At 33.6% G+C, this 19,341-nt stretch carries 18 protein-coding genes; 7 read left to right on the top strand and 11 right to left on the bottom strand.

Annotated elements, in window-relative coordinates; all coding sequences use genetic code 11:
* Positions 1–176: 176 nt before the first annotated feature.
* Positions 177–4,562 carry a DNA polymerase III subunit alpha gene (gene dnaE / locus KO504_RS11375; protein WP_215926949.1) on the bottom strand — a complete coding sequence of 1,462 codons (4,386 nt, stop codon included), beginning with the start codon at positions 4,560–4,562 and terminating at the stop codon, positions 177–179.
* Between the two features lie 226 nt (positions 4,563–4,788).
* Positions 4,789–6,117 (bottom strand): DUF6252 family protein, encoded by a 1,329-nt coding sequence (locus KO504_RS11370; RefSeq protein ID WP_215926947.1) that lies wholly within the window; start codon positions 6,115–6,117, stop codon positions 4,789–4,791.
* A 302-nt stretch (positions 6,118–6,419) separates the two neighbouring features.
* On the opposite strand from KO504_RS11370, the gene KO504_RS11365 reads away from it, so the two are divergent.
* The 6 genes from KO504_RS11365 to KO504_RS11340 all read left to right on the top strand — a co-directional run bounded on the left by KO504_RS11365 (position 6,420) and on the right by KO504_RS11340 (position 11,170).
* Positions 6,420–6,932, top strand: a complete 513-nt coding sequence (locus KO504_RS11365) for a 30S ribosomal protein S16 (protein ID WP_215926945.1) — start codon at positions 6,420–6,422, stop codon at positions 6,930–6,932.
* 174 nt (positions 6,933–7,106) lie between these two features.
* Entirely contained in the window at positions 7,107–7,637 is a 531-nt protein-coding gene (rimM, locus tag KO504_RS11360) for a ribosome maturation factor RimM (protein ID WP_215926943.1), read from the top strand.
* Positions 7,637–8,353, top strand: coding sequence for a tRNA1(Val) (adenine(37)-N6)-methyltransferase (locus KO504_RS11355; protein WP_215926941.1), 717 nt, complete (start codon positions 7,637–7,639; stop codon positions 8,351–8,353). Before rimM ends, KO504_RS11355 begins: the two co-directional genes overlap by 1 nt.
* Positions 8,354–8,464: 111 nt before the next feature.
* Entirely contained in the window at positions 8,465–9,643 is a 1,179-nt protein-coding gene (locus KO504_RS11350; RefSeq protein WP_215926939.1) for an acyl-CoA dehydrogenase family protein, read from the top strand.
* Between the two features lie 122 nt (positions 9,644–9,765).
* Positions 9,766–10,662: a metallophosphoesterase family protein gene (locus tag KO504_RS11345; protein WP_215926937.1), complete on the top strand. Its 897-nt coding sequence runs from the start codon at positions 9,766–9,768 to the stop codon at positions 10,660–10,662.
* 16 nt (positions 10,663–10,678) lie between these two features.
* Positions 10,679–11,170, top strand: coding sequence for a TlpA family protein disulfide reductase (locus tag KO504_RS11340; RefSeq protein WP_215926935.1), 492 nt, complete (start codon positions 10,679–10,681; stop codon positions 11,168–11,170).
* A gap of 355 nt (positions 11,171–11,525) precedes the next feature.
* Here KO504_RS11340 and KO504_RS11335 read toward each other — a convergent pair whose 3' ends face one another.
* From KO504_RS11335 to trmB, 7 genes are all read right to left on the bottom strand, one after another.
* Positions 11,526–11,861 (bottom strand): 2Fe-2S iron-sulfur cluster-binding protein, encoded by a 336-nt coding sequence (locus KO504_RS11335; protein WP_215926933.1) that lies wholly within the window; start codon positions 11,859–11,861, stop codon positions 11,526–11,528.
* Entirely contained in the window at positions 11,861–12,916 is a 1,056-nt protein-coding gene (locus KO504_RS11330) for an NAD(P)/FAD-dependent oxidoreductase (protein WP_215926931.1), read from the bottom strand. Before KO504_RS11330 ends, KO504_RS11335 begins: the two co-directional genes overlap by 1 nt.
* Positions 12,917–12,981: 65 nt before the next feature.
* Positions 12,982–13,221 (bottom strand): NifU family protein, encoded by a 240-nt coding sequence (locus KO504_RS11325; RefSeq protein WP_215926929.1) that lies wholly within the window; start codon positions 13,219–13,221, stop codon positions 12,982–12,984.
* Positions 13,222–14,361: an Mrp/NBP35 family ATP-binding protein gene (locus KO504_RS11320; protein WP_215926927.1), complete on the bottom strand. Its 1,140-nt coding sequence runs from the start codon at positions 14,359–14,361 to the stop codon at positions 13,222–13,224. It abuts the gene before it with no gap.
* A 258-nt stretch (positions 14,362–14,619) separates the two neighbouring features.
* The gene (locus tag KO504_RS11315; RefSeq protein WP_215926925.1) at positions 14,620–14,949 is read right to left on the bottom strand and encodes an MGMT family protein; all 330 of its coding nucleotides are present in this window, start codon (positions 14,947–14,949) and stop codon (positions 14,620–14,622) included.
* A 1-nt stretch (position 14,950) separates the two neighbouring features.
* Positions 14,951–15,580 (bottom strand): LysE family transporter, encoded by a 630-nt coding sequence (locus tag KO504_RS11310; protein ID WP_215926923.1) that lies wholly within the window; start codon positions 15,578–15,580, stop codon positions 14,951–14,953.
* A 3-nt stretch (positions 15,581–15,583) separates the two neighbouring features.
* Positions 15,584–16,258: a tRNA (guanosine(46)-N7)-methyltransferase TrmB gene (gene trmB / locus KO504_RS11305; protein WP_215926921.1), complete on the bottom strand. Its 675-nt coding sequence runs from the start codon at positions 16,256–16,258 to the stop codon at positions 15,584–15,586.
* Positions 16,259–16,538: 280 nt separating this feature from the next.
* On the opposite strand from trmB, the gene KO504_RS11300 reads away from it, so the two are divergent.
* On the top strand, positions 16,539–17,420 hold the full coding sequence (locus KO504_RS11300; protein ID WP_252723669.1) for a glycosyltransferase: 882 nt from the start codon (positions 16,539–16,541) through the stop codon (positions 17,418–17,420).
* On the opposite strand, the gene KO504_RS11295 is transcribed toward KO504_RS11300, so the two are convergent.
* Both KO504_RS11295 and KO504_RS11290 read right to left on the bottom strand, forming a co-directional pair.
* On the bottom strand, positions 17,403–18,446 hold the full coding sequence (locus KO504_RS11295) for a sensor histidine kinase (protein WP_215926919.1): 1,044 nt from the start codon (positions 18,444–18,446) through the stop codon (positions 17,403–17,405). The two genes, KO504_RS11300 and KO504_RS11295, sit on opposite strands and share 18 nt — an antisense overlap.
* A complete protein-coding gene (locus KO504_RS11290) occupies positions 18,446–19,132 on the bottom strand; it encodes a response regulator transcription factor (protein ID WP_215926917.1) in 687 nt (228 codons plus the stop codon). The genes KO504_RS11295 and KO504_RS11290 overlap by 1 nt, the downstream gene beginning before the upstream one ends.
* Between the last annotated feature and the right edge of the window lie 209 nt (positions 19,133–19,341).

Below are 19,341 nucleotides of genomic sequence, written 5' to 3'. Positions count from 1 at the left end.
TTACTATAGCTCGTTTTTATTAAATTTTGAACTTCTTATTGAAATTAATATTTCTTCTCCTATTCCGTCATCTACGAAATTTAGACTTAAAGATAAAACCTTTTCGTCAAATAATCTTTTATAGTTTATTGATTTAATAATAAAAGAATCTTACATTTTCGTGTTCATTTCAAATACTAATTCAACTTATACATTATATCATGTTCCTTCAGACTATTTAACAGCTGTTGTGAAATTTTGACTTTATTTTTTCGGCTTGGCATCTGCACTTTTATCTTTTCAGCATTATCATAGACCACAAAATTTAGAGTTTGATTGCCTTCATGGAATTTTATTAAGTCATATAACACAGAAACGGTTTCCTTTTCTAAATCTCTAATATTTAATTGAATGGATAATTTTTTAGCATAAGTATCCATCACATCATGCAGCAACTGAAAATTATTAAACTGAATTCGTGGTTCTCCTTTTTTACCAGTATCTCTATTGACCCAACCTTCACGTACAAAGGCGCGCACATAAACAAAAGAATTGATGACAAAGAAGTGTCTAAATTTTAAATAATCTTCTCCAAAAATCCGAAACTCAAAACTATCAGTATAATCTTCAATCGTAAAAATAGCCCAACCTTTACCTTGTTTACTCACTCGATGTTGCACATCTGTAACCACACCTCCAAAGGTTACTTCCTTATTCACTATAGCTTCCAAATCGTTGAAATGCGCCACCACTCCGTTGCAAAAGGTTTTCATTTCAATGGCAAAATCGTCTAAAGGATGTCCGGAAATATAAATTCCTACCACCTCACGTTCTCGAGATAGTTTCTCCATTGTTCCCCAATCTTCACATGGTGGCACTACAGGTTCTGCTATTTGAACATCGCTTGCGGCACCAAACAAACTCACTTGGGCAGAGTTTTCGTTTTCCTGATGTTTAGCTCCGTATTTTACTGCCTTTTCTAAAAATGTAATGCCGTCCCCATCGTGAGCAAAATATTGCGCTCGATGGGTTTCTGGCCAACAATCAAATCCACCCGCGTTTGCTAAACCTTCAAAGGCCTTTTTATTAGCCGCACGCAAATCAATACGCTTAGCTAAATCGAAAATAGATTTATAATGTCCGTCTTTTTTTCTGTTTTCTACAATGGTTTGTACGGCTCCATGACCAACTCCTTTTATAGCTCCCATTCCAAAACGTACTGCATTATCTTTATTTACAGAAAATTTATAAAAACTTTCATTAACACTTGGTCCCAAAACAGGTAGACGCATCCGCTTACACTCTTCCATAAAGAAGGTTACAGACTTAATATCGTTCATGTTATTAGACAATACCGCTGCCATATATTCTGCCGGATAATGCGCTTTTAAATAGGCAGTCTGGTAGGCAATCCAAGCATAACACGTAGAGTGCGATTTGTTAAAGGCATAACTAGCAAAAGCCTCCCAATCCTTCCAGATTTTCTCTAGCTTCTTTTTATCTAAACCTTTAGCTCCCGCTTGCTCAATAAATTTCGGTTTCATTTTATCCAAAACCGCAATTTGCTTTTTACCCATGGCTTTTCTCAAGACATCGGCTTCACCTTTGGTAAAATCGGCTAATTTTTGAGATAACAACATTACTTGCTCTTGGTAAACCGTAATACCATAGGTTTCTTTTAAGTACTCTTCCATTTCTGGTAAATCGTACACAATCTCTTCGTCACCATGTTTACGCGCAATAAAACTTGGAATATACTCCATTGGACCAGGACGATACAAGGCATTCATGGCAATTAAATCATCAAAAACCGTAGGTTTGAGATTCTTCATGTGTTTTTGCATTCCAGGAGATTCATACTGAAAGACTCCTACAGTTTCTCCACGTTGAAATAACTCGTAGGTTTTTACATCATCTAAAGGAAAATTCTCCGGATCTAATTCTATATTATGTTTAGCCTTAACAAGTTTTACCGTATCCTTAATTAAAGTTAAGGTTTTTAATCCCAAGAAATCCATCTTTAACAACCCAGCACTTTCTACTACCGAGTTATCAAATTGGGTTACATATAAGTCTGAATCTTTGGCTAAGGATACAGGCACATAGTTGGTAATATCACTTGGCGTAATAATTACACCACAGGCGTGTATTCCTGTATTACGAACTGAACCTTCTAAAATTCGAGCTTGATTTAATGTTTCGGCTTGAAGATCATCTCCTTCCGAAATATTAAGTAGTTCATTAATTTTTTCTAAATCTTCCGCTCGGAATTTTTTAGCCAATTCCTTTTCATCTAACCCAAAAATCTTTCCGAGTTTAGACATTAATGGAATTAACTTTGCAATATGATCGGCTTCATTTAGCGGTAAATCTAATACTCTAGCAGTATCTCTAATAGATGATTTCGCAGCCATGGTTCCGTAAGTAATAATCTGAGCCACCTGATTGGCGCCATATTTTTCAATAACGTAATCCATAACACGGCTTCGACCTTCATCATCAAAATCGATATCAATATCGGGCATACTTACACGATCTGGATTTAAGAAACGCTCAAAAAGCAAATCGTACTTAATAGGATCTATATTGGTAATCCATAAACAATACGCTACTACAGATCCTGCCGCAGAACCACGACCAGGACCTACGGAAACATCCATTTTTCTGGCTTCGCGAATAAAATCTTCTACAATAAGAAAGTATCCTGGATATCCTGTTTTTTCAATTACGCCAAGCTCAAAATCAAGACGTTCTTCAATTTCTGGTGTAATTTCACCATATCGAATTTTAGCTCCTTTATAAGTAATATGTCTTAAAAAAGCATTTTCACCGCGTTTACCTCCGTCAATGTCATCTTCTTCATGTTTAAATTCATCGGGAATATCGAATTTAGGCAGTAATACATCTCTAGCTAATTCGTATGGCTCTATTTTATCAACAACCTCTTGGATGTTCACAATAGCTTCAGGCACATCTCTAAATAATGCCTTCATTTCTTCAGACGACTTAAAATAATATTCCTGATTTGGTAAACCATAACGATACCCACGACCGCGACCTATAGGTGTCGCTTGCTTTTCACCATCTTTAACACACAATAAAATATCGTGCGCATTGGCATTTTCTTGATCGACGTAATAGGTATTATTGGTGGCGACTAATTTTACATTATGTTTTTTAGAAAATTGAATTAATACCGGATTTACACGGTTTTCATCTTCCTGATTATGGCGCATGATTTCGAGATATAAATCATCTTTAAACGTCTCTTTCCACCACAATAAAGCCTCTTCTGCTTGGTTTTCCCCCACATTTAACACCTTACTTGGTACCTCTCCATAAAGATTTCCAGTTAAGCAGATTAAATCTTCTTTGTAATGTTCAATGAGTTTTTTATCAATTCTAGGTACATAATAAAAACCATCTGTAAAAGCTGCCGACGATAATTTTGCTAAATTGTGATAGCCATTTTTATTTTTGGCCATAAGCACAATTTGATACCCATTATCTTTTCTGGTTTTATCAGTATGATCTTCACATACAAAGAACTCACAACCTATTATTGGTTTAATGATTTTTCCTTTCTTTTCTAATCCGGCTTCCTCAGCTTCTTGATGCTGTGCTTTTACTTTTTTGTTATGACCAGAAACGGCGCTTACAAAGTGAAAAGCGCCCATCATATTACCATGATCCGTCATAGCAACCGCAGGCATATTTTGTTTGGCTGCTGCTGCAACTAAATCTTTTATACTTATGGTAGATTGTAAAATTGAATACTGCGAATGGTTATGCAAATGAGCGAAATCAGCATCCTTTAATTGAGAGGCCGCTTCTTTATCTACAATTACAGGTACCTCCTCTGCTTGCGCTTTTTGAAGTCTTGCATTAATCTTAGCACTCTCTCTCTTTAGATTAATATGTTTAAGACCGATAAGCTGTATTTCAGCAGGATTTTCTTGTGTAAAATTCTCAAAATATTCTGGAGAAACATCAAGTTCCTCTTTAGTATATTGTTTACGACGAATTAATTCTAAAAAACAACGCGTTGTAGCTTCAACATCGGCTGTAGCATTGTGTGCTTCAGCAAAAGGCTGATTAAATAAATACTCATGTAACTCCGTTAAGGTTGGTAATTTAAATTTTCCATAGCGTCCACCAGGAATCTGACATAAACTAGCGGTATGCTCGGTACAGGTATCTAAAACAGGTAATTCTTGAAGTGGATTTTCTACGTCTTCACGCACAAACTCCGCACCCATAATGTTTAAATCGAACTTTACATTTTGTCCGACCACAAATTTGGTTTTTGCTAAAGCAGCATTAAACTTTTCTAAAACTTCAGCTAGTGTCACCCCTTGTTCTTGTGCTAATTCCGTTGAAATACCGTGAATTTTTTCGGCATCATAAGGAATATTAAACCCTTCGGGTTGCACCAAATAATCTTGATGGTCTATACAATTTCCCATACCATCATGCAATTGCCAAGCAATTTGAATACATCTTGGCCAATTATCGGTATCAGTAATTGGTGCATCCCAGCGTTTTGGTAATCCTGTGGTTTCAGTATCGAATATTAAGTACATGTGTTGTTCTGTCGTTTTTTATTAAGCCGTGTGTTTTTACTGCAAGGACATCAAAGCATAAAACGCTTATAATCAGTAAAAATTACAATTATAATCTTCAAAAAGTTAGCTTATAAAATTACATAGAATTTGCACTTTTCTGAAATGAAATTACAAAGAGTTTTGAACATAAAAAAAGCGTCACTCATAACGAGCAACGCTTATCTATTTATATATCAGAATTAATTTATGGTTGTAAATAATCTGGTATTCCATTGCCATCGGTATCAACCGCATCATCAGGATTACCATCACCATTTGGATCTGCATTTTCGTTTAAAGTTAATATAGAATCACCATCATCGTCATTATCCAGATAATCTGGTACTCCATCTCCGTCTGTATCTCCAGTTTCGTAGTTTGAAAATAAGCCATCGCCATCATCATCATTATCTAAATAATTCACATCACCATCTCCGTCTGTATCAATAGGATTCCCATCTTCATCTTTAGCTTCATCGATAGTTAAAACACCATCACCATCATCGTCATCATCTAAATAGTTAGGAATTCCATCTCCATCTATATCATCGTTTGTTATATCACCATCTCCATTAAAATCTTCAAACACATTTGGTACTCCATCATTATCATCATCTGCACAATCTAAAGCATCAATTTCTTCCTGAATACTTCCATCGGCATCTCCACATATTTCAATTTGCTCTTGAAGGTAGAATAAATACTGTGCACACTTTTCATTAAAGTTACCAATAGTTGCAGTAATATATTGCGACTCTGCTTCAGTAGCATTGTGAATAGCATCTTCACAAGACATCTCACAGTTTCCTAAATTATCTATCATTTCTTGTATAGAACCATCTGGATCACCACAATAATTACGCTGCACATTTAATGCTGCTATGTAATTATTACAAGCGTTTTCAAAATCTGCTTTAATTATAAACTCTAAATCACTTGAAGTTGCTGCTTCGTATGCTCCTTCAGCTTCATTTGCCAAATCTTCAACATCCGCACAAACGATAGGGTTTGTAGGAATAGAACCCGACAACAAAGGTACTTTATAGAATATTCCTCCATAGATAGGATCTCCCGTAGATTGTTCTACATCATGAGTAGATCCTGTAAAATTGACAACATCACCAGAAGCACTATAGGCATTAAAACGAAATGTACCCGTAAAGGTATTATTTAATATTTCTGTAAGCCTTATTTCACCATAATCCTCATAATCAGGCGATGTTCCATTAGAATTATTAGTAGAATATACAGTTCCATCTGCTTTGGTAAATCTCGCTTCAATTGATTCTACATCACCTAAAATATATCCATCTACATTAATTGATGCAGAAGGCAAAAATAATTCTAAGGTTTCAGCATTATTTATTCCTTTAATCGTTAAGGCACCTGTTGCATCTATGCTAGCTCCGAAAGATTTTGCTCTCCAAAATTGATTATCATAAGAGCCCTGAATTGCAGGTGAATTAAACTGCACTTCGTCTCCACAGCCAAATAATGTTAAAAAAACAAGAGTTATAAGGGTAAATTTTTTCATCTTTTAAAGAGTAATTTTTTTAATCTTTGCTTCAAATATAACGAAACAGAATTATCAAAAGTATAATTTTTTTTCATACTATGCCCAACTTAGTTTTTCTTTTAGCTAAAGTGGAGTTCTTTTAGTTAAAATGAATTGTCCTACATTTAATCTTTAAGCTTATTAACTCCATTATTTTGATGATCTTATCTCTAAAGGACACCTCAATAAACACTTAAATTAAAGTATTGATTATTAAAAAAATATATTATCTTTGCGCCCTCATTAATAACAGAGGTCGAGAACCTCACTAATTAATTATTATGCCTGTAAAAATTAGATTACAAAGACACGGTAAGAAAGGAAAACCTTATTACTGGATCGTAGCAGCGGATTCTCGCGCTAAAAGAGATGGTAAATACCTTGAGAAATTAGGGGCTTACAATCCAAACACCAATCCTGCAACTATCGAATTAGATGTTGACGGAGCTGTAACATGGTTACAAAATGGTGCACAACCAACTGACACTGCAAAAGCAATTTTATCTTATAAAGGTGCTATGCTAAAAAATCATTTAGCTGGTGGTGTTAGAAAAGGAGCATTAACTGAAGAGCAAGCTGAAGCAAAATTCAACGCTTGGTTAGAAGAAAAAGCTTCTAAAGTACAAGCTAAATCTGATGGTTTATCTAAAGCAGATGCTGATGCTAAAGCTAAAGCACTTGAAGCTGAAAAAGCAGTAAATGAAGCACGTATCGCTGCAGCTGCACCAGTTGTTGAAGAAGTAGCAGAAGATGTTGCAACTGAAGAAACAACAGCTTCTAACGAAGAAGAGTAAAAAATTTATTTTATACTTTTAAACCCAGACTTTAATAGTCTGGGTTTTTTTGTTCAATTATGTATTTTATACCGAATAAATACTCAATTGAATAAATCCTGTTAAAAAAACCAGATATTTACTAATATTAATTGAGATCCTGAAACTAATTCAGGATGACAAATAAAATTTGTCATGAAAAAAGAAGATTGTTTTTATTTAGGTAAAATTGTAAAAAAATACAGCTTTAAAGGTGAACTTTTAGCTAAACTTGATACAGACGAACCTGACTTATACGATAATTTAGATGCTGTTTTTATAGATTTAAGAGGTAATCTAGTACCTTTTTTTATCGAAGCTTCACAATTACACAAATCAGATTTATTACGCTTAAAATTTGAAGATGTAGATACAGAAGCTGATGCAGATGCATTAATAAAAACAGAATTATACCTACCACTAGATCTGCTCCCAAAACTCGATGGAGATAAGTTTTATTTTCATGAAGTAATTGGTTTTACCATTAAGGATAAAAACTTTGGGGATGTTGGTATCTTAAAAGGTATTAATGATTCTACAGCACAGGCTTTATTTGAAATTGATAGAGATGGTGTTGAAATCTTAATCCCTATGAACGATGAGTTTATTGGTAAAGTAGATCGAAAACACAAAACGATAGAAGTTAATACACCCGAAGGACTCATTGATTTATATCTTGAAGACTAATGAGTTCGCTGCCTTTTAAATTTAAAGAATTTACAGTCCATCAAGATCGTTGTGCCATGAAAATTGGCACAGATGGAGTATTGCTTGGCGCATGGGCTTCTATTGATCATAATCCGTTTTCTGTCTTAGATATTGGAGCAGGAACAGGTATTTTATCTCTAATGATAGCGCAAAGAAGCCATGCTGAAAATATTGAAGCTTTAGAAATTGATGCTGAAGCCTATGAGCAGTGTTCTGAAAATTTTGAAAATTCTGCTTGGGCAGACCGTCTATTTTGTTACCATGCTTCGCTTTTAGAATTTGTAGAAGAAATTGAGGACGAATTTGATTTAATTATTTGCAATCCTCCCTTCTATTCCGAAGACTACAAAACCGACAATAAAACAAGAGATTTAGCCCGCTTTAACGATGCTATGCCTTTTAAACATTTAATATTTGCTGCTGTAAACTTATTATCAGAAACAGGTGTTTTTTCTGTTATCATTCCGTATAAAGAAGAAGCAAATATTATTGATTTAGCCTCAAACGCAGGTTTATTCCTGAATCGATCTCTTCATGTAAAAGGCAATCCGGATACAGAAATTAAACGCAGTTTGTTAGAGTTTTCTTTTCAAAATACAGCGAAACAAACTTCAAATTTAATTATAGAAACATCACGACACCAATACACAGAAGACTATATTAATCTCACTAAAGATTTTTATCTGAAAATGTAAATCTATTGTTGGGCAATGCTATCGTTTTCGTTACTTTTGTTAAACTTATAAAATAACACCTTCTATTTTGGTAAATTCTCAAAATTAGAAGTTATAAATATCAAAATTAGAATGAAACCAGATTTATTCGAAGCACCAGATTATTACAATCTTGATGAATTACTTACAGAAGAGCACAAGTTAGTACGCGATGCAGCCAGAGAATGGGTAAAACGCGATGTGTCTCCAATTATAGAAGACTATGCTCAAAAAGCAGAGTTTCCTACACAAATCGTTAAAGGACTAGCTGAAATAGGTGCCTTTGGCCCTTACATCCCTGAAGAGTATGGAGGAGCTGGTTTAGACCAAATTTCTTATGGCTTAATAATGCAAGAAATTGAACGCGGAGATTCAGGTGTACGTAGTACAGCATCTGTGCAATCGTCTTTAGTAATGTATCCTATTTGGAAATATGGCAACGAAGAACAACGTCAAAAATACTTACCAAAGTTAGCTTCTGGTGAATGGATTGGTTCTTTTGGACTTACAGAACCAGATCATGGTTCTAACCCAGGAGGTATGGTGACTAATTTTAAAGATATGGGAGACCATTACCTTTTAAATGGTGCTAAAATGTGGATTAGCAATTCACCTTTTTGTAATGTAGCCGTAGTTTGGGCTAAAAATGAAGAAGGACGAATTCATGGACTTATTGTAGAACGTGGTATGGAAGGTTTTTCTACACCAGAAACACATAACAAATGGTCACTTAGAGCTTCTGCCACTGGAGAGCTTATTTTTGATAATGTAAAAGTGCCTAAAGAAAATTTATTACCAAACAAATCTGGATTGGGAGCACCATTAGGCTGTTTAGATTCGGCACGTTTTGGTATTGCTTGGGGAGCCATTGGAGCTGCTATGGATTGCTACGATACAGCCTTACGTTACAGTAAAGAACGTATGCAATTTGGAAAGCCTATAGGACAATTTCAATTACAACAAAAGAAATTAGCTGAGATGATTACCGAAATCACAAAAGCCCAATTATTAGCATGGCGTTTAGGTGTGATGCGTGAAAACGGAACAGCGACATCTGCTCAAATCTCTATGGCAAAACGTAACAATGTAGATATGGCGCTTACCATAGCTCGTGATGCTAGACAAATGTTAGGTGGTATGGGAATCTCTGGCGAATACAGTATTATGCGTCATATGATGAACCTTGAAAGTGTAGTTACTTATGAAGGTACTCACGATATACACCTATTAATTACAGGTTTAGATGTCACAGGTTTAAATGCTTTTAAATAGAATTTAAAACCTATAATTTCAGGTCTTTTTAAAGGCCTAATGACTATAAACTAGAATTCATAAAAATGCTTCTCATTATTGGGAAGCATTTTTTGTTTAAATTAGTCGAACAAAGAATATACATGTCTTCAAAATCGAGATTAGATCGTGCTTTCAAAAATGCTAAAATTATCAACTTTGATGATTCTAGTAAGCTTATACTATTTAGCGATTGCCACAGAGGTGATAATAGTTTTGCGGATGATTTCGCCAACAATCGTAACATTTATTTTCATGCCCTAAAGCATTATTATAATGAAGGATTTCAGTATTGTGAAATTGGAGACGGAGATGAGTTGTGGGAAAATCTGTCCTTTGAATCTATCTTTTACGCACACAAGAATGTGTATATGTTGATGAAGCAATTTCACGATGAAAATCGCCTACACATGATTTGGGGCAACCACGATATGGTGTATCGTGACCCTAAATATGTTGAAAAGCATTTATCTACTTTTTTTGACCCAAAAACAGGAAATGACGAAGATTTATTTTGTGGTATTCAATATCATGAAGCGATCATTTTAAAACATACAGAAACTAACCAAAACTTATTTTTAACCCATGGTCACCAAGCCGATTGGTGGAATTATACATTTTGGAAATGGAGTCGTTTTTTAGTTCGTATATTATGGAAGCCTTTAAATGTTATGGGTATTGCTGATCCAACAACACCTGCTAAAAACTACAAAGAACTTATTAAAGTAGAACGGCGCACAAAAAAATGGATTATTGAAAACAACAATCAAATTACCATTGTTGGACACACGCACAGACCGCGTTTTCCTGAGCCAGGTGATATTGCTTTTTTTAATGATGGTAGTTGTGTCCACCCAAGAAGTATTACAGGTCTTGAAATTGAAAATGGTGAGATTTCATTAATTAAATGGCAAATTACAACTTCTGAAGATGGTAATTTGAAGATTGATCGGTTTCTATTGGAAGGACCTACCAAACTGGCTAATTATAAAACAGCATAAACTAAAAAGCGTATTTATGAGTTATAGTAACATTATTCTTATTATACTAATATCCTTGCTAAACACTAAACCTAATCCGAACATTGAAACAACAATAAACTTTTCGGAATACACCTTTAACACTACAAGAGGTAATCAAACCTCACTAACATTAGAAGATAACAAAATTTATATCCTAGACTTTTGGTATTTAGAATGTCCTCCATGTGTAAAAGATCACGGCGTAATTGCAGAATATCTTAAGACCACAAAACATAAAAACATTGAAATTATAGGAATATCTATAGACAGAAGTAAAAGTAAATGGATCACTTATTTAGACACACATCAATACAATTGGACAAATTATAATGAAGATCGTTCAGGAAAAATCCTTTATAAAGATTTAGATATAGAATTTTTTCCTACTTATTTAGTCGTAAATAGTAAAGGCAAAATACTTCAGAAGTCAAACCGATTTCAAAAAGCCTTAAATTTTATTGAATCGGCTAATCTTCAAACGCAATAGATTGCATGGAATTACTAGAAATGTACTTCTGGATGATAATTATTATTTGTAGTACTTTGAAATCTACCTATAATAATTTTGTCTAAAGATTTGAAAGATAGAAACAGAGATAAGAAATATCTTAAAATCTCTTTTATTATTAGTCTAATTGGGATAGTAATGCTTTTGACAGATTGGAATTATCTTTGCGGTTAACAATACCTAGTTATGACATTTTCGCCATTTATAACATTACTAATCTGTAAAGCTGTAATGATATTATCTAAAAAGATTACCACAATTTACACTTCTCATTCTTATTAAAGCGTATACTTGCTGATATCATTATGAGATTCCTGCTTTCGTAGGAATGTATTTAAGACTCAGGAGCTAACTCGACCTCTAAACCTTCCATTTCTGGCGTTATTTGTATTTGGCAACCTAAACGTGAATTATCTTTAACGTAAAACGCCTCTGAGAGCATAGCTTCTTCGTCGTCTTGCATTTCTGGCAATTCCGTATCGCTTAACACATAACATTGACAAGATGCACACATAGCCATACCACCACAAATCCCAATGGTGCCTTCTGGAGCTAGCTCATAAGAACGAACAACTTCCATTAAATTCATAGCCATATCTGTTGGAGCTTCAATTTGATGCTTTACACCATCTCTATCAATGATTGTAATATTTATATCTAAACTGTCCATTATTGTATCGCTTTAACCACGGCTTTTGGTGCTTCTTTTCGTGTACCATCAAATCCATCAACACCTGCAACTGTCGTATATTTTAAAACATAACGTTTCCCAGGGTTTATAATTTGATAAGCCGATTGACACATTAATGTCGCTTCATGAAACCCGCAAAGAATCAATTTTAATTTTCCAGGATAGGTATTAACATCTCCAATAGCGTAAATACCTGGTATATTGGTTTGGTAATCTAAAGCATTATTAACTTTTATGGCATTTTTTTCTATCTCTAGTCCCCAATTTGCAATAGGACCTAATTTAGGAGATAATCCAAAAAGCGGAATAAAATGATCGGTGTCTACCAAAATAGGTGCTTCTCCTTTTTTAGTTACTTCTACGCTTTCAACCTTACCATTTCCATTAATTGCAGTGATTTCAGCTGGAGTGATTAGATTTATTTTACCACTATTTTTTAATTCTTGAACTTTCTCTACAGAGTCTAGATGTCCTCTAAATTCGTTTCGTCTATGAATTAATGTTACACTCGAAGCAATATCACTTAAAAAGATACTCCAATCTAAAGCAGAATCTCCACCACCAGCAATAACCACTTTTTTATCGCGATAAAGCTCTGGTTCTTTAATCATATACTCTACTCCACAATCTTCATAATCTGTAATATTATCTAATAGTGGTTTACGTGGCTCAAAACTTCCTAAACCACCTGCAATAGCAATTACAGGAGCTTTATGCTTTGTCCCTTTATTTGTAGTTACAATAAAACTTCCGTCCTCTTGTTTTTCTATGGTTTCTGCTCGCTCACCTAAGGTAAATCCAGGTTCAAATTGCTTGCATTGCTCTAAGAGTTTCTCTGTTAAATCGCCTGCTAAAATTTCAGGATAAGCTGGAATATCATAAATTGGTTTTTTAGGATACAGCTCAGAACATTGGCCGCCTGGTTGCGGTAATGCGTCAATTAAATGGCAATTTAGTTTTAAAAGTCCGGCCTCAAAAACCGTAAAAAGTCCGGTTGGGCCAGCTCCAATAATAAGTATATCTGTTGTAATCATGAATGTAATATTGAATACAAAATTACTAATGTCATTTTATTCAGAATGTGATAAATGTCACATTACTATTCTACATTAATAACTTTTTCGATTTGTGGAGCATATTTTTTAATGGTCATCTCTACACCAGATTTTAAAGTCATCTGATTAACACTACACGATGTACAAGCACCTACAAGTTGTACTTTTACAAATTTATCATCGTCTATAGATAATAAATTAATATCGCCTCCATCACTTTGTAGAAACGGGCGGATTTCATCCAATGCTTTTTCTACGTTTAATCTAAGTTCTTCTGTGCTCATCTAATTTTTTTTAACAGCAGAACAACCTGCCATTGTTGTGATTTTTATAGCTTCGGTAGCTGGTAATGCTTCATTACGGTTAACCACTTGTTGAACAACATCTCTTGTAATTGCTTCAAAAGCGGCTTCAATTGGTGTTGCGGTTTGCATTGCTGCTGGTCTTCCTAAGTCACCTGCTTCTCTTATGCTTTGAATTAATGGTACCTCACCTAAAAATGGCACGTCTAAATCTTCTGCCAAGTGCTTAGCTCCTTCTTTTCCAAAGATATAGTATTTATTTTCTGGAAGTTCTGCAGGTGTAAAGTAGGCCATATTTTCTATAATACCTAAAACAGGTACATTGATACTATCTTGCTGAAACATTGCCACTCCTTTTTTAGCATCTGCTAAAGCTACATTTTGAGGTGTACTTACCACGACAGCTCCTGTAATAGGTAATGCCTGCATAATACTTAAGTGAATATCTCCTGTTCCTGGAGGTAAATCGAGTAGTAAGAAATCTAATTCTCCCCAAGCCGCATCAAATATCATTTGATTTAATGCTTTAGATGCCATTGGTCCTCTCCAAATTACAGCCTGATCTGGTTTTGTAAAAAAACCGATAGATAATACTTTAACACCGTAATTTTCTACAGGTTTCATTTTAGACTTTCCATCTACATTTACAGATAATGGACGTTCATTCGCTACATCAAACATAATAGGAATTGATGGTCCGTAAATATCAGCATCTAAAACACCAACTTTAAAGCCCATTTTTGCTAAAGTAACCGCTAAATTTGCTGTTACAGTAGATTTCCCTACACCTCCTTTTCCAGAAGCAACGGCTACAATATTCTGAATACCTGGAATTGCTTTTCCTTTAATTTCGTTTTTTGGTGCTGCTGCAGGTGCATCAACTTTTACATTGACTTTTATTTTAGCTTTTTCGTAAACCTTTTTATGAATGGTTTGTAAAATTTCAACTTCAGTTTTTTTACGAGCCTGAAGACTTGGATTTCTTATTGTAATATCAACAATTACCTCATCAGCAAAAGTGACTACATTAGTTACAGCTCCGCTATCTACCATATTTTCACCTTCACCAGGTGCTGTTATAGTTTTTAAAGCGTTAAGTATATCTTGTTTTTTTAGTTTCATATCAATTATGAGTAGAGAGAAAAGTATCTAAATTACAGCGCCTAATCTCTTTTTATTAAGATTAATTCTATGCGCAAAGGTACTTAGAAAAGTTTAGAATTTGAAGCGCTAAAATTGAATTGTGCAATAGGTGGATTTGGTTTAGTAATCGCTCTAGAGATAGACAAAAAAGCAAACCTAAAATAACATCTAAATAGGTTATCAATACTCTCATTAGAGAGTAAAACTATTCTTCTATTATTTAATAAAAAATAAGAACTAAAGCTCTTTGGCAGGATCCCAAAAAATAGCGTCTAAATTTTGGATTTGATGATCTACAACTTCAATACCTTCACTCTCTAAAAGTTGCTGCATAAGATTGGTTCCTTCAAAATGGTGCTTCCCTGTTAACAATCCTTTTTGATTGACAACTCGGTGTGCAGGAACATCTTTACCATGAGAACCATTCATAGCATAACCAACAATTCTGGCACTTTTGCCTGCTCCTAAATATTTGGCTATTGCGCCGTAGCTTGTTACTCTACCGTAAGGAATTTGCCTTGCAACGCCATAAACACGTTCAAAAAAACCTAAAGTTTCTGGTTGCATATTACCACGCTTTTATAATATTAATAAAAGTAATTAAAGCAACAATTCCTGTAACACTACCTATAATATAGTTCATGTTTTTTTGTGAAGTAAAGGCCTTATCTTTAATCTTATCGAAAAAGAAAATATAAAAATATAACACTACAAATGTTCCTGTTGAGGCACCTGTAACATAAGTAATAATGCTTAATTTTTCAAAATTCATCCAGCCAAAAGACACCAAAGTAATGGTCATATAAGCTTGATATGGAATAGGAAATACATTTAATGCAGACAATAACATGCCATGTAATAATCTACCATGCCTACTTTTTATTTCGGTTTCTGGTTTTGACTCTTTTTGCTTTGATGCCAACACAAAAAAGTATATGGTAATAAGTACAAAAATAATAAAAGCTACACGTTTAAGAATTTCTACAATGTCTTGATGATTGGTTAAATACCTTGCAAAAATAGCGGCGATATATGTTTGAATAAATACAACAATACTAACACCTGTAGAAAACATAATGCCTCGTCCTGCTCCTTCTTTTAGGCTTATCCTTGCAGCTGTCATGTTAAGCAAACCTGGCGGAATAACACCAATAATTGCCACTATAAGCCCTAAAAAAAAAATAACAGTGATGCTCAAGTTTTAGTTGATTTTGAATCTAATATACGTAATTGCTTTGTCTTTCTCTAAATACTGGCTTTCGTAAAAGGTTTGAATTTCAGTAACATCTTTAGGACTGCCTTCTAATTTATAAACATTGTGGTTGGCATACAACACTTCATAACCCGAACCATGCAACAAACCTAAGGTGTAACCATGCATAAATTCGCTGTCTGTTTTTAAGTGCATTACACCACCTGGCTTTAATATTTTTTTATAGCGTTCTAAAAACTGTAAATTAGTCATTCGGTGCTTTGTACGCTGGTATTTTATTTGTGGATCTGGGAATGTAATCCATATTTCATCAACTTCATTTTCTTCAAACACATGAGCAACTAATTCTATTTGTGTTCTAATAAATGCTGCATTTGGAATATTTTCTTCAATGGCTGTTTTTGCTCCTCTCCAGAAACGTGCTCCTTTAATATCTATACCAATAAAATTTTTATGAGGATAACGTTTTGCTAAGCCAACAGTATATTCTCCTTTTCCACAACCTAATTCTAAGACTAAAGGATTATTATTTTTAAATACTTCGGCTTTCCATTTGCCTTTTAATTGATATGCTGCATCAACCAATTCTTCTCGTGTTGGCTGATATACATTATGAAAGGTTTCGTTTTCCCTAAAACGCTTGAGTTTATTTTTACTTCCCACAATTATTCTAATTTCTTATTTTTATAATAATTCGGTAAAATTAAGGAAACATTTTAGGTTTACCTTTGTTTCGTAGATACATATCTAAAATAAATAATTACTGAAACAGAATCAAAACAATAAAAAGGTTTTAGTCTCCCCATTAAATTGGGGTTTAGGTCATGCTACACGATGTATTCCTATTATAAATGAATTAATACGTCATAATTTTGAACCGATAATTGCCAGTGATGGGATTGCACTTCAATTATTAAAAAAAGAATTTCCTAAACTTGAATCTTTGGAACTACCTTCATACAACATAACGTATTCTAAAAATCCAAAGAACTTTAAGGTTAAACTTTTAAAAGACTCACCTCATCTTTTAAAAACGATTAAAAAAGAGAAAAAAGCCATTAAAGCGTTTATAAAAACGAATCCTATAGCTGGTATCATCTCTGATAATCGTTTTGGAGTAAGACATAAATCTATTCCTTCTGTATTTATAACACATCAATTGCAAGTTTTAAGTGGGAATACTACTTGGCTGAGCTCAAAAATGCATCAACATATCATTTCAAAATTTGATGAATGTTGGATTCCTGACTATAAAGGCTCTAAAAACCTTAGTGGCATTTTAGGACACCCAGAAAACTTTGAAGCTCCATTAAAATATTTAGGTCCTTTATCTCGATTTAAAAAACAAGATTTAGAAACTAAATACCAGCTTTTAGTTGTGCTTTCTGGACCAGAACCTCAACGTACTTTTTTAGAAGAGAAATTACTTAAAGAGTTAAAATACTATCAAGGAAACGTCTGTTTTGTAAAAGGCACTGTAGCACCTATACAAACCAAAACGCAACAAGAACATATAAATATCTATAATTATATGACTAGTGTAGAATTGGAAACTGCAATTAACCAAAGCAATATGGTATTAGGTCGATCGGGTTACACTTCTATTATGGATTTAGCAAAGCTTGAAAAGAAAGCCTTTTTTATTCCTACTCCTGGTCAATTTGAACAAGAATATTTAGCTAAAAAATTGAAGGCAGAACATATTGCACCTTACGCCAACCAGGATGAATTTGATATTGAACAATTAACTGAGATTGAAAACTACAACGGTTTTAAATTTGAAGCATTTCAGGTAAACTACAACAAATTATTTGGACTTTTCTAGCGTGAAGGAAAACTCACTACCAACACCTAATTGGCTTTCTATATATATTTTTTCTTCGTGAGCTTCTATAATATGCTTTACAATAGACAAGCCTAAACCAGAACCACCTTCTTTACGAGAACCACTTTTATCTACACGATAAAAACGTTCGAACAGCCTTTGCAAATTAGCTTTAGCAATACCTTCTCCATTATCAGTAACTCTAATAATAGCTTTGTTTTTAATAAGGTTCTCTATACTAACTTCTGTAGTCCCTTTTTCACGTCCGTATTTAATAGAGTTAACAATAAGGTTGGTTAAAACTTGTTGAATACGTTCCTTATCTGCATAGACCATAATAGGCTTAGGATAATCGATATCAAAAATTAAGGTAATATTTTTTTTAGCGGCTTTCATTTCAAAAAGATCAAACACACTCTGCACCAATTTAACGATATCAAAATTCTCTTTCTCCAAACTAAGATCACCAACCTCTAATTTGGTAATCATATCTAAGTCTTTAATTATATAAGTTAAGCGCTCAACTCCTTTACTTGCTCGTGTAAGGTATTTTTTTCTAATTTTTTCGTCTTCAATACCTCCATCTAATAATGTGAGTAAATAGCTTTGAACGGTAAACAAAGGTGTTTTTAACTCATGAGAAACATTACCTATAAATTCTTTTCGATACTCTTCTCTTATTTTGAGCGTTTCGATTTCAAATTTTTTGTTTTTGGCATATTTATCAATCTCTTTGGTTAAGGTTCCCATATCTGTAGTTATGGGTTGTTGTCTTAAGCTCGTAGATTCTAGCAATGTTAAATCATCGTATATTTTCTTAACACGCTTGTATATAAAACGTTCAACCCTATATTGAATAATAAAAAAACATAAAGGAAAACATAGCAGAGGGTAAAATACAAGATGCCAATTAATGGCGTGGTAAAAATGCAAAAAAGCACTAACAAGAACCGTTGTAAACAACGTTACATATAGTGCTGTTCGCAATGCGAATTTATAAGATTTCTTTAAATTTTTACCTTGCATTAGTCTACAAACTTGTAACCAACACCTTTAACCGTTTTAAAAGATTTGTCTCCAATTTTTTCACGAAGCTTTCTAATATGAACATCGATGGTTCTACCTCCAACAACGACTTCATTTCCCCAGACTTTATCTAAAATCTCATCACGTTTAAAAACTTTACCAGGTTTGGTTGCTAACAAAGATAATAATTCAAACTCTTTTCTTGGCAAAGTAATCTCTACTCCTTTATTAATGATTTTATATTCTTCTTTATAAATCACTAAATCACCAATCTTTAAGATAGTTTCAACATCACCTTCGGTTTGCTTAAGTCTTCTAAGCAAAGCTTTTACTTTACTTATTAAAACTTTAGGCCTTATAGGTTTTGCAATATAATCATCTGCACCAGCATCAAAACCAGCCACTTGAGAATAATCTTCTCCTCTTGCTGTTAAAAACGTAATGATTGTTTCACTTAAATCTTGTTGCGATCTTATTCTTTCACAAGCTTCAATACCATCCATTTTTGGCATCATCACATCTAAAATAATTAAATGAGGTTTATGCTTTTTTGCTAGTTCTAAAGCTTCTAAACCATTTTCGCCTTTAATAACTTGATAACCTTCAGCAGATAAATTGTAACCTACAATCTCTAAAATATCTGGCTCATCATCTACTAATAGTATCTTAATGTCTTTCTTTTTCAATGGTATATTTGTTTTAATAATTGTAAATATAAAATATATCCATCTTAACTCTCTAAAAATATTGAATTGATAACAATTCCCTAACATTAAAAATATAAATCACTGAAACTAAGAAGCCCCTGATAGTTACCATATTAACTTATTGTAAAATGATAAGTATTAACGAATCTGATTCTTAAAACTCACTATTTGTTGTTATATTTGTAATC

The sequence above is a fragment of the Winogradskyella psychrotolerans genome (assembly GCF_018860565.1).
Lineage (GTDB): Bacteria > Bacteroidota > Bacteroidia > Flavobacteriales > Flavobacteriaceae > Winogradskyella > Winogradskyella damuponensis.
This window is presented reverse-complemented; position numbering and strand designations above follow the sequence as displayed.

Excerpts from the sequence above, each read along its gene's own strand:
- KO504_RS11330 (WP_215926931.1), bottom strand. The coding sequence starts at position 12,916 with ATGATTACAACAGATATACTTATTATTGGAGCTGGCCCAACCGGACTT.
- KO504_RS11320 (WP_215926927.1), bottom strand. The coding sequence starts at position 14,361 with ATGAAACTAAAAAAACAAGATATACTTAACGCTTTAAAAACTATAACA.
- KO504_RS11370 (WP_215926947.1), bottom strand. The coding sequence starts at position 6,117 with ATGAAAAAATTTACCCTTATAACTCTTGTTTTTTTAACATTATTTGGC.
- KO504_RS11345 (WP_215926937.1), top strand. The coding sequence starts at position 9,766 with ATGTCTTCAAAATCGAGATTAGATCGTGCTTTCAAAAATGCTAAAATT.
- KO504_RS11335 (WP_215926933.1), bottom strand. The coding sequence starts at position 11,861 with ATGGACAGTTTAGATATAAATATTACAATCATTGATAGAGATGGTGTA.
- KO504_RS11315 (WP_215926925.1), bottom strand. The coding sequence starts at position 14,949 with ATGCAACCAGAAACTTTAGGTTTTTTTGAACGTGTTTATGGCGTTGCA.
- KO504_RS11365 (WP_215926945.1), top strand. The coding sequence starts at position 6,420 with ATGCCTGTAAAAATTAGATTACAAAGACACGGTAAGAAAGGAAAACCT.
- dnaE (WP_215926949.1), bottom strand. The coding sequence starts at position 4,562 with ATGTACTTAATATTCGATACTGAAACCACAGGATTACCAAAACGCTGG.
- rimM (WP_215926943.1), top strand. The coding sequence starts at position 7,107 with ATGAAAAAAGAAGATTGTTTTTATTTAGGTAAAATTGTAAAAAAATAC.
- KO504_RS11340 (WP_215926935.1), top strand. The coding sequence starts at position 10,679 with ATGAGTTATAGTAACATTATTCTTATTATACTAATATCCTTGCTAAAC.
- KO504_RS11325 (WP_215926929.1), bottom strand. The coding sequence starts at position 13,221 with ATGAGCACAGAAGAACTTAGATTAAACGTAGAAAAAGCATTGGATGAA.
- KO504_RS11355 (WP_215926941.1), top strand. The coding sequence starts at position 7,637 with ATGAGTTCGCTGCCTTTTAAATTTAAAGAATTTACAGTCCATCAAGAT.
- KO504_RS11350 (WP_215926939.1), top strand. The coding sequence starts at position 8,465 with ATGAAACCAGATTTATTCGAAGCACCAGATTATTACAATCTTGATGAA.
- KO504_RS11295 (WP_215926919.1), bottom strand. The coding sequence starts at position 18,446 with ATGCAAGGTAAAAATTTAAAGAAATCTTATAAATTCGCATTGCGAACA.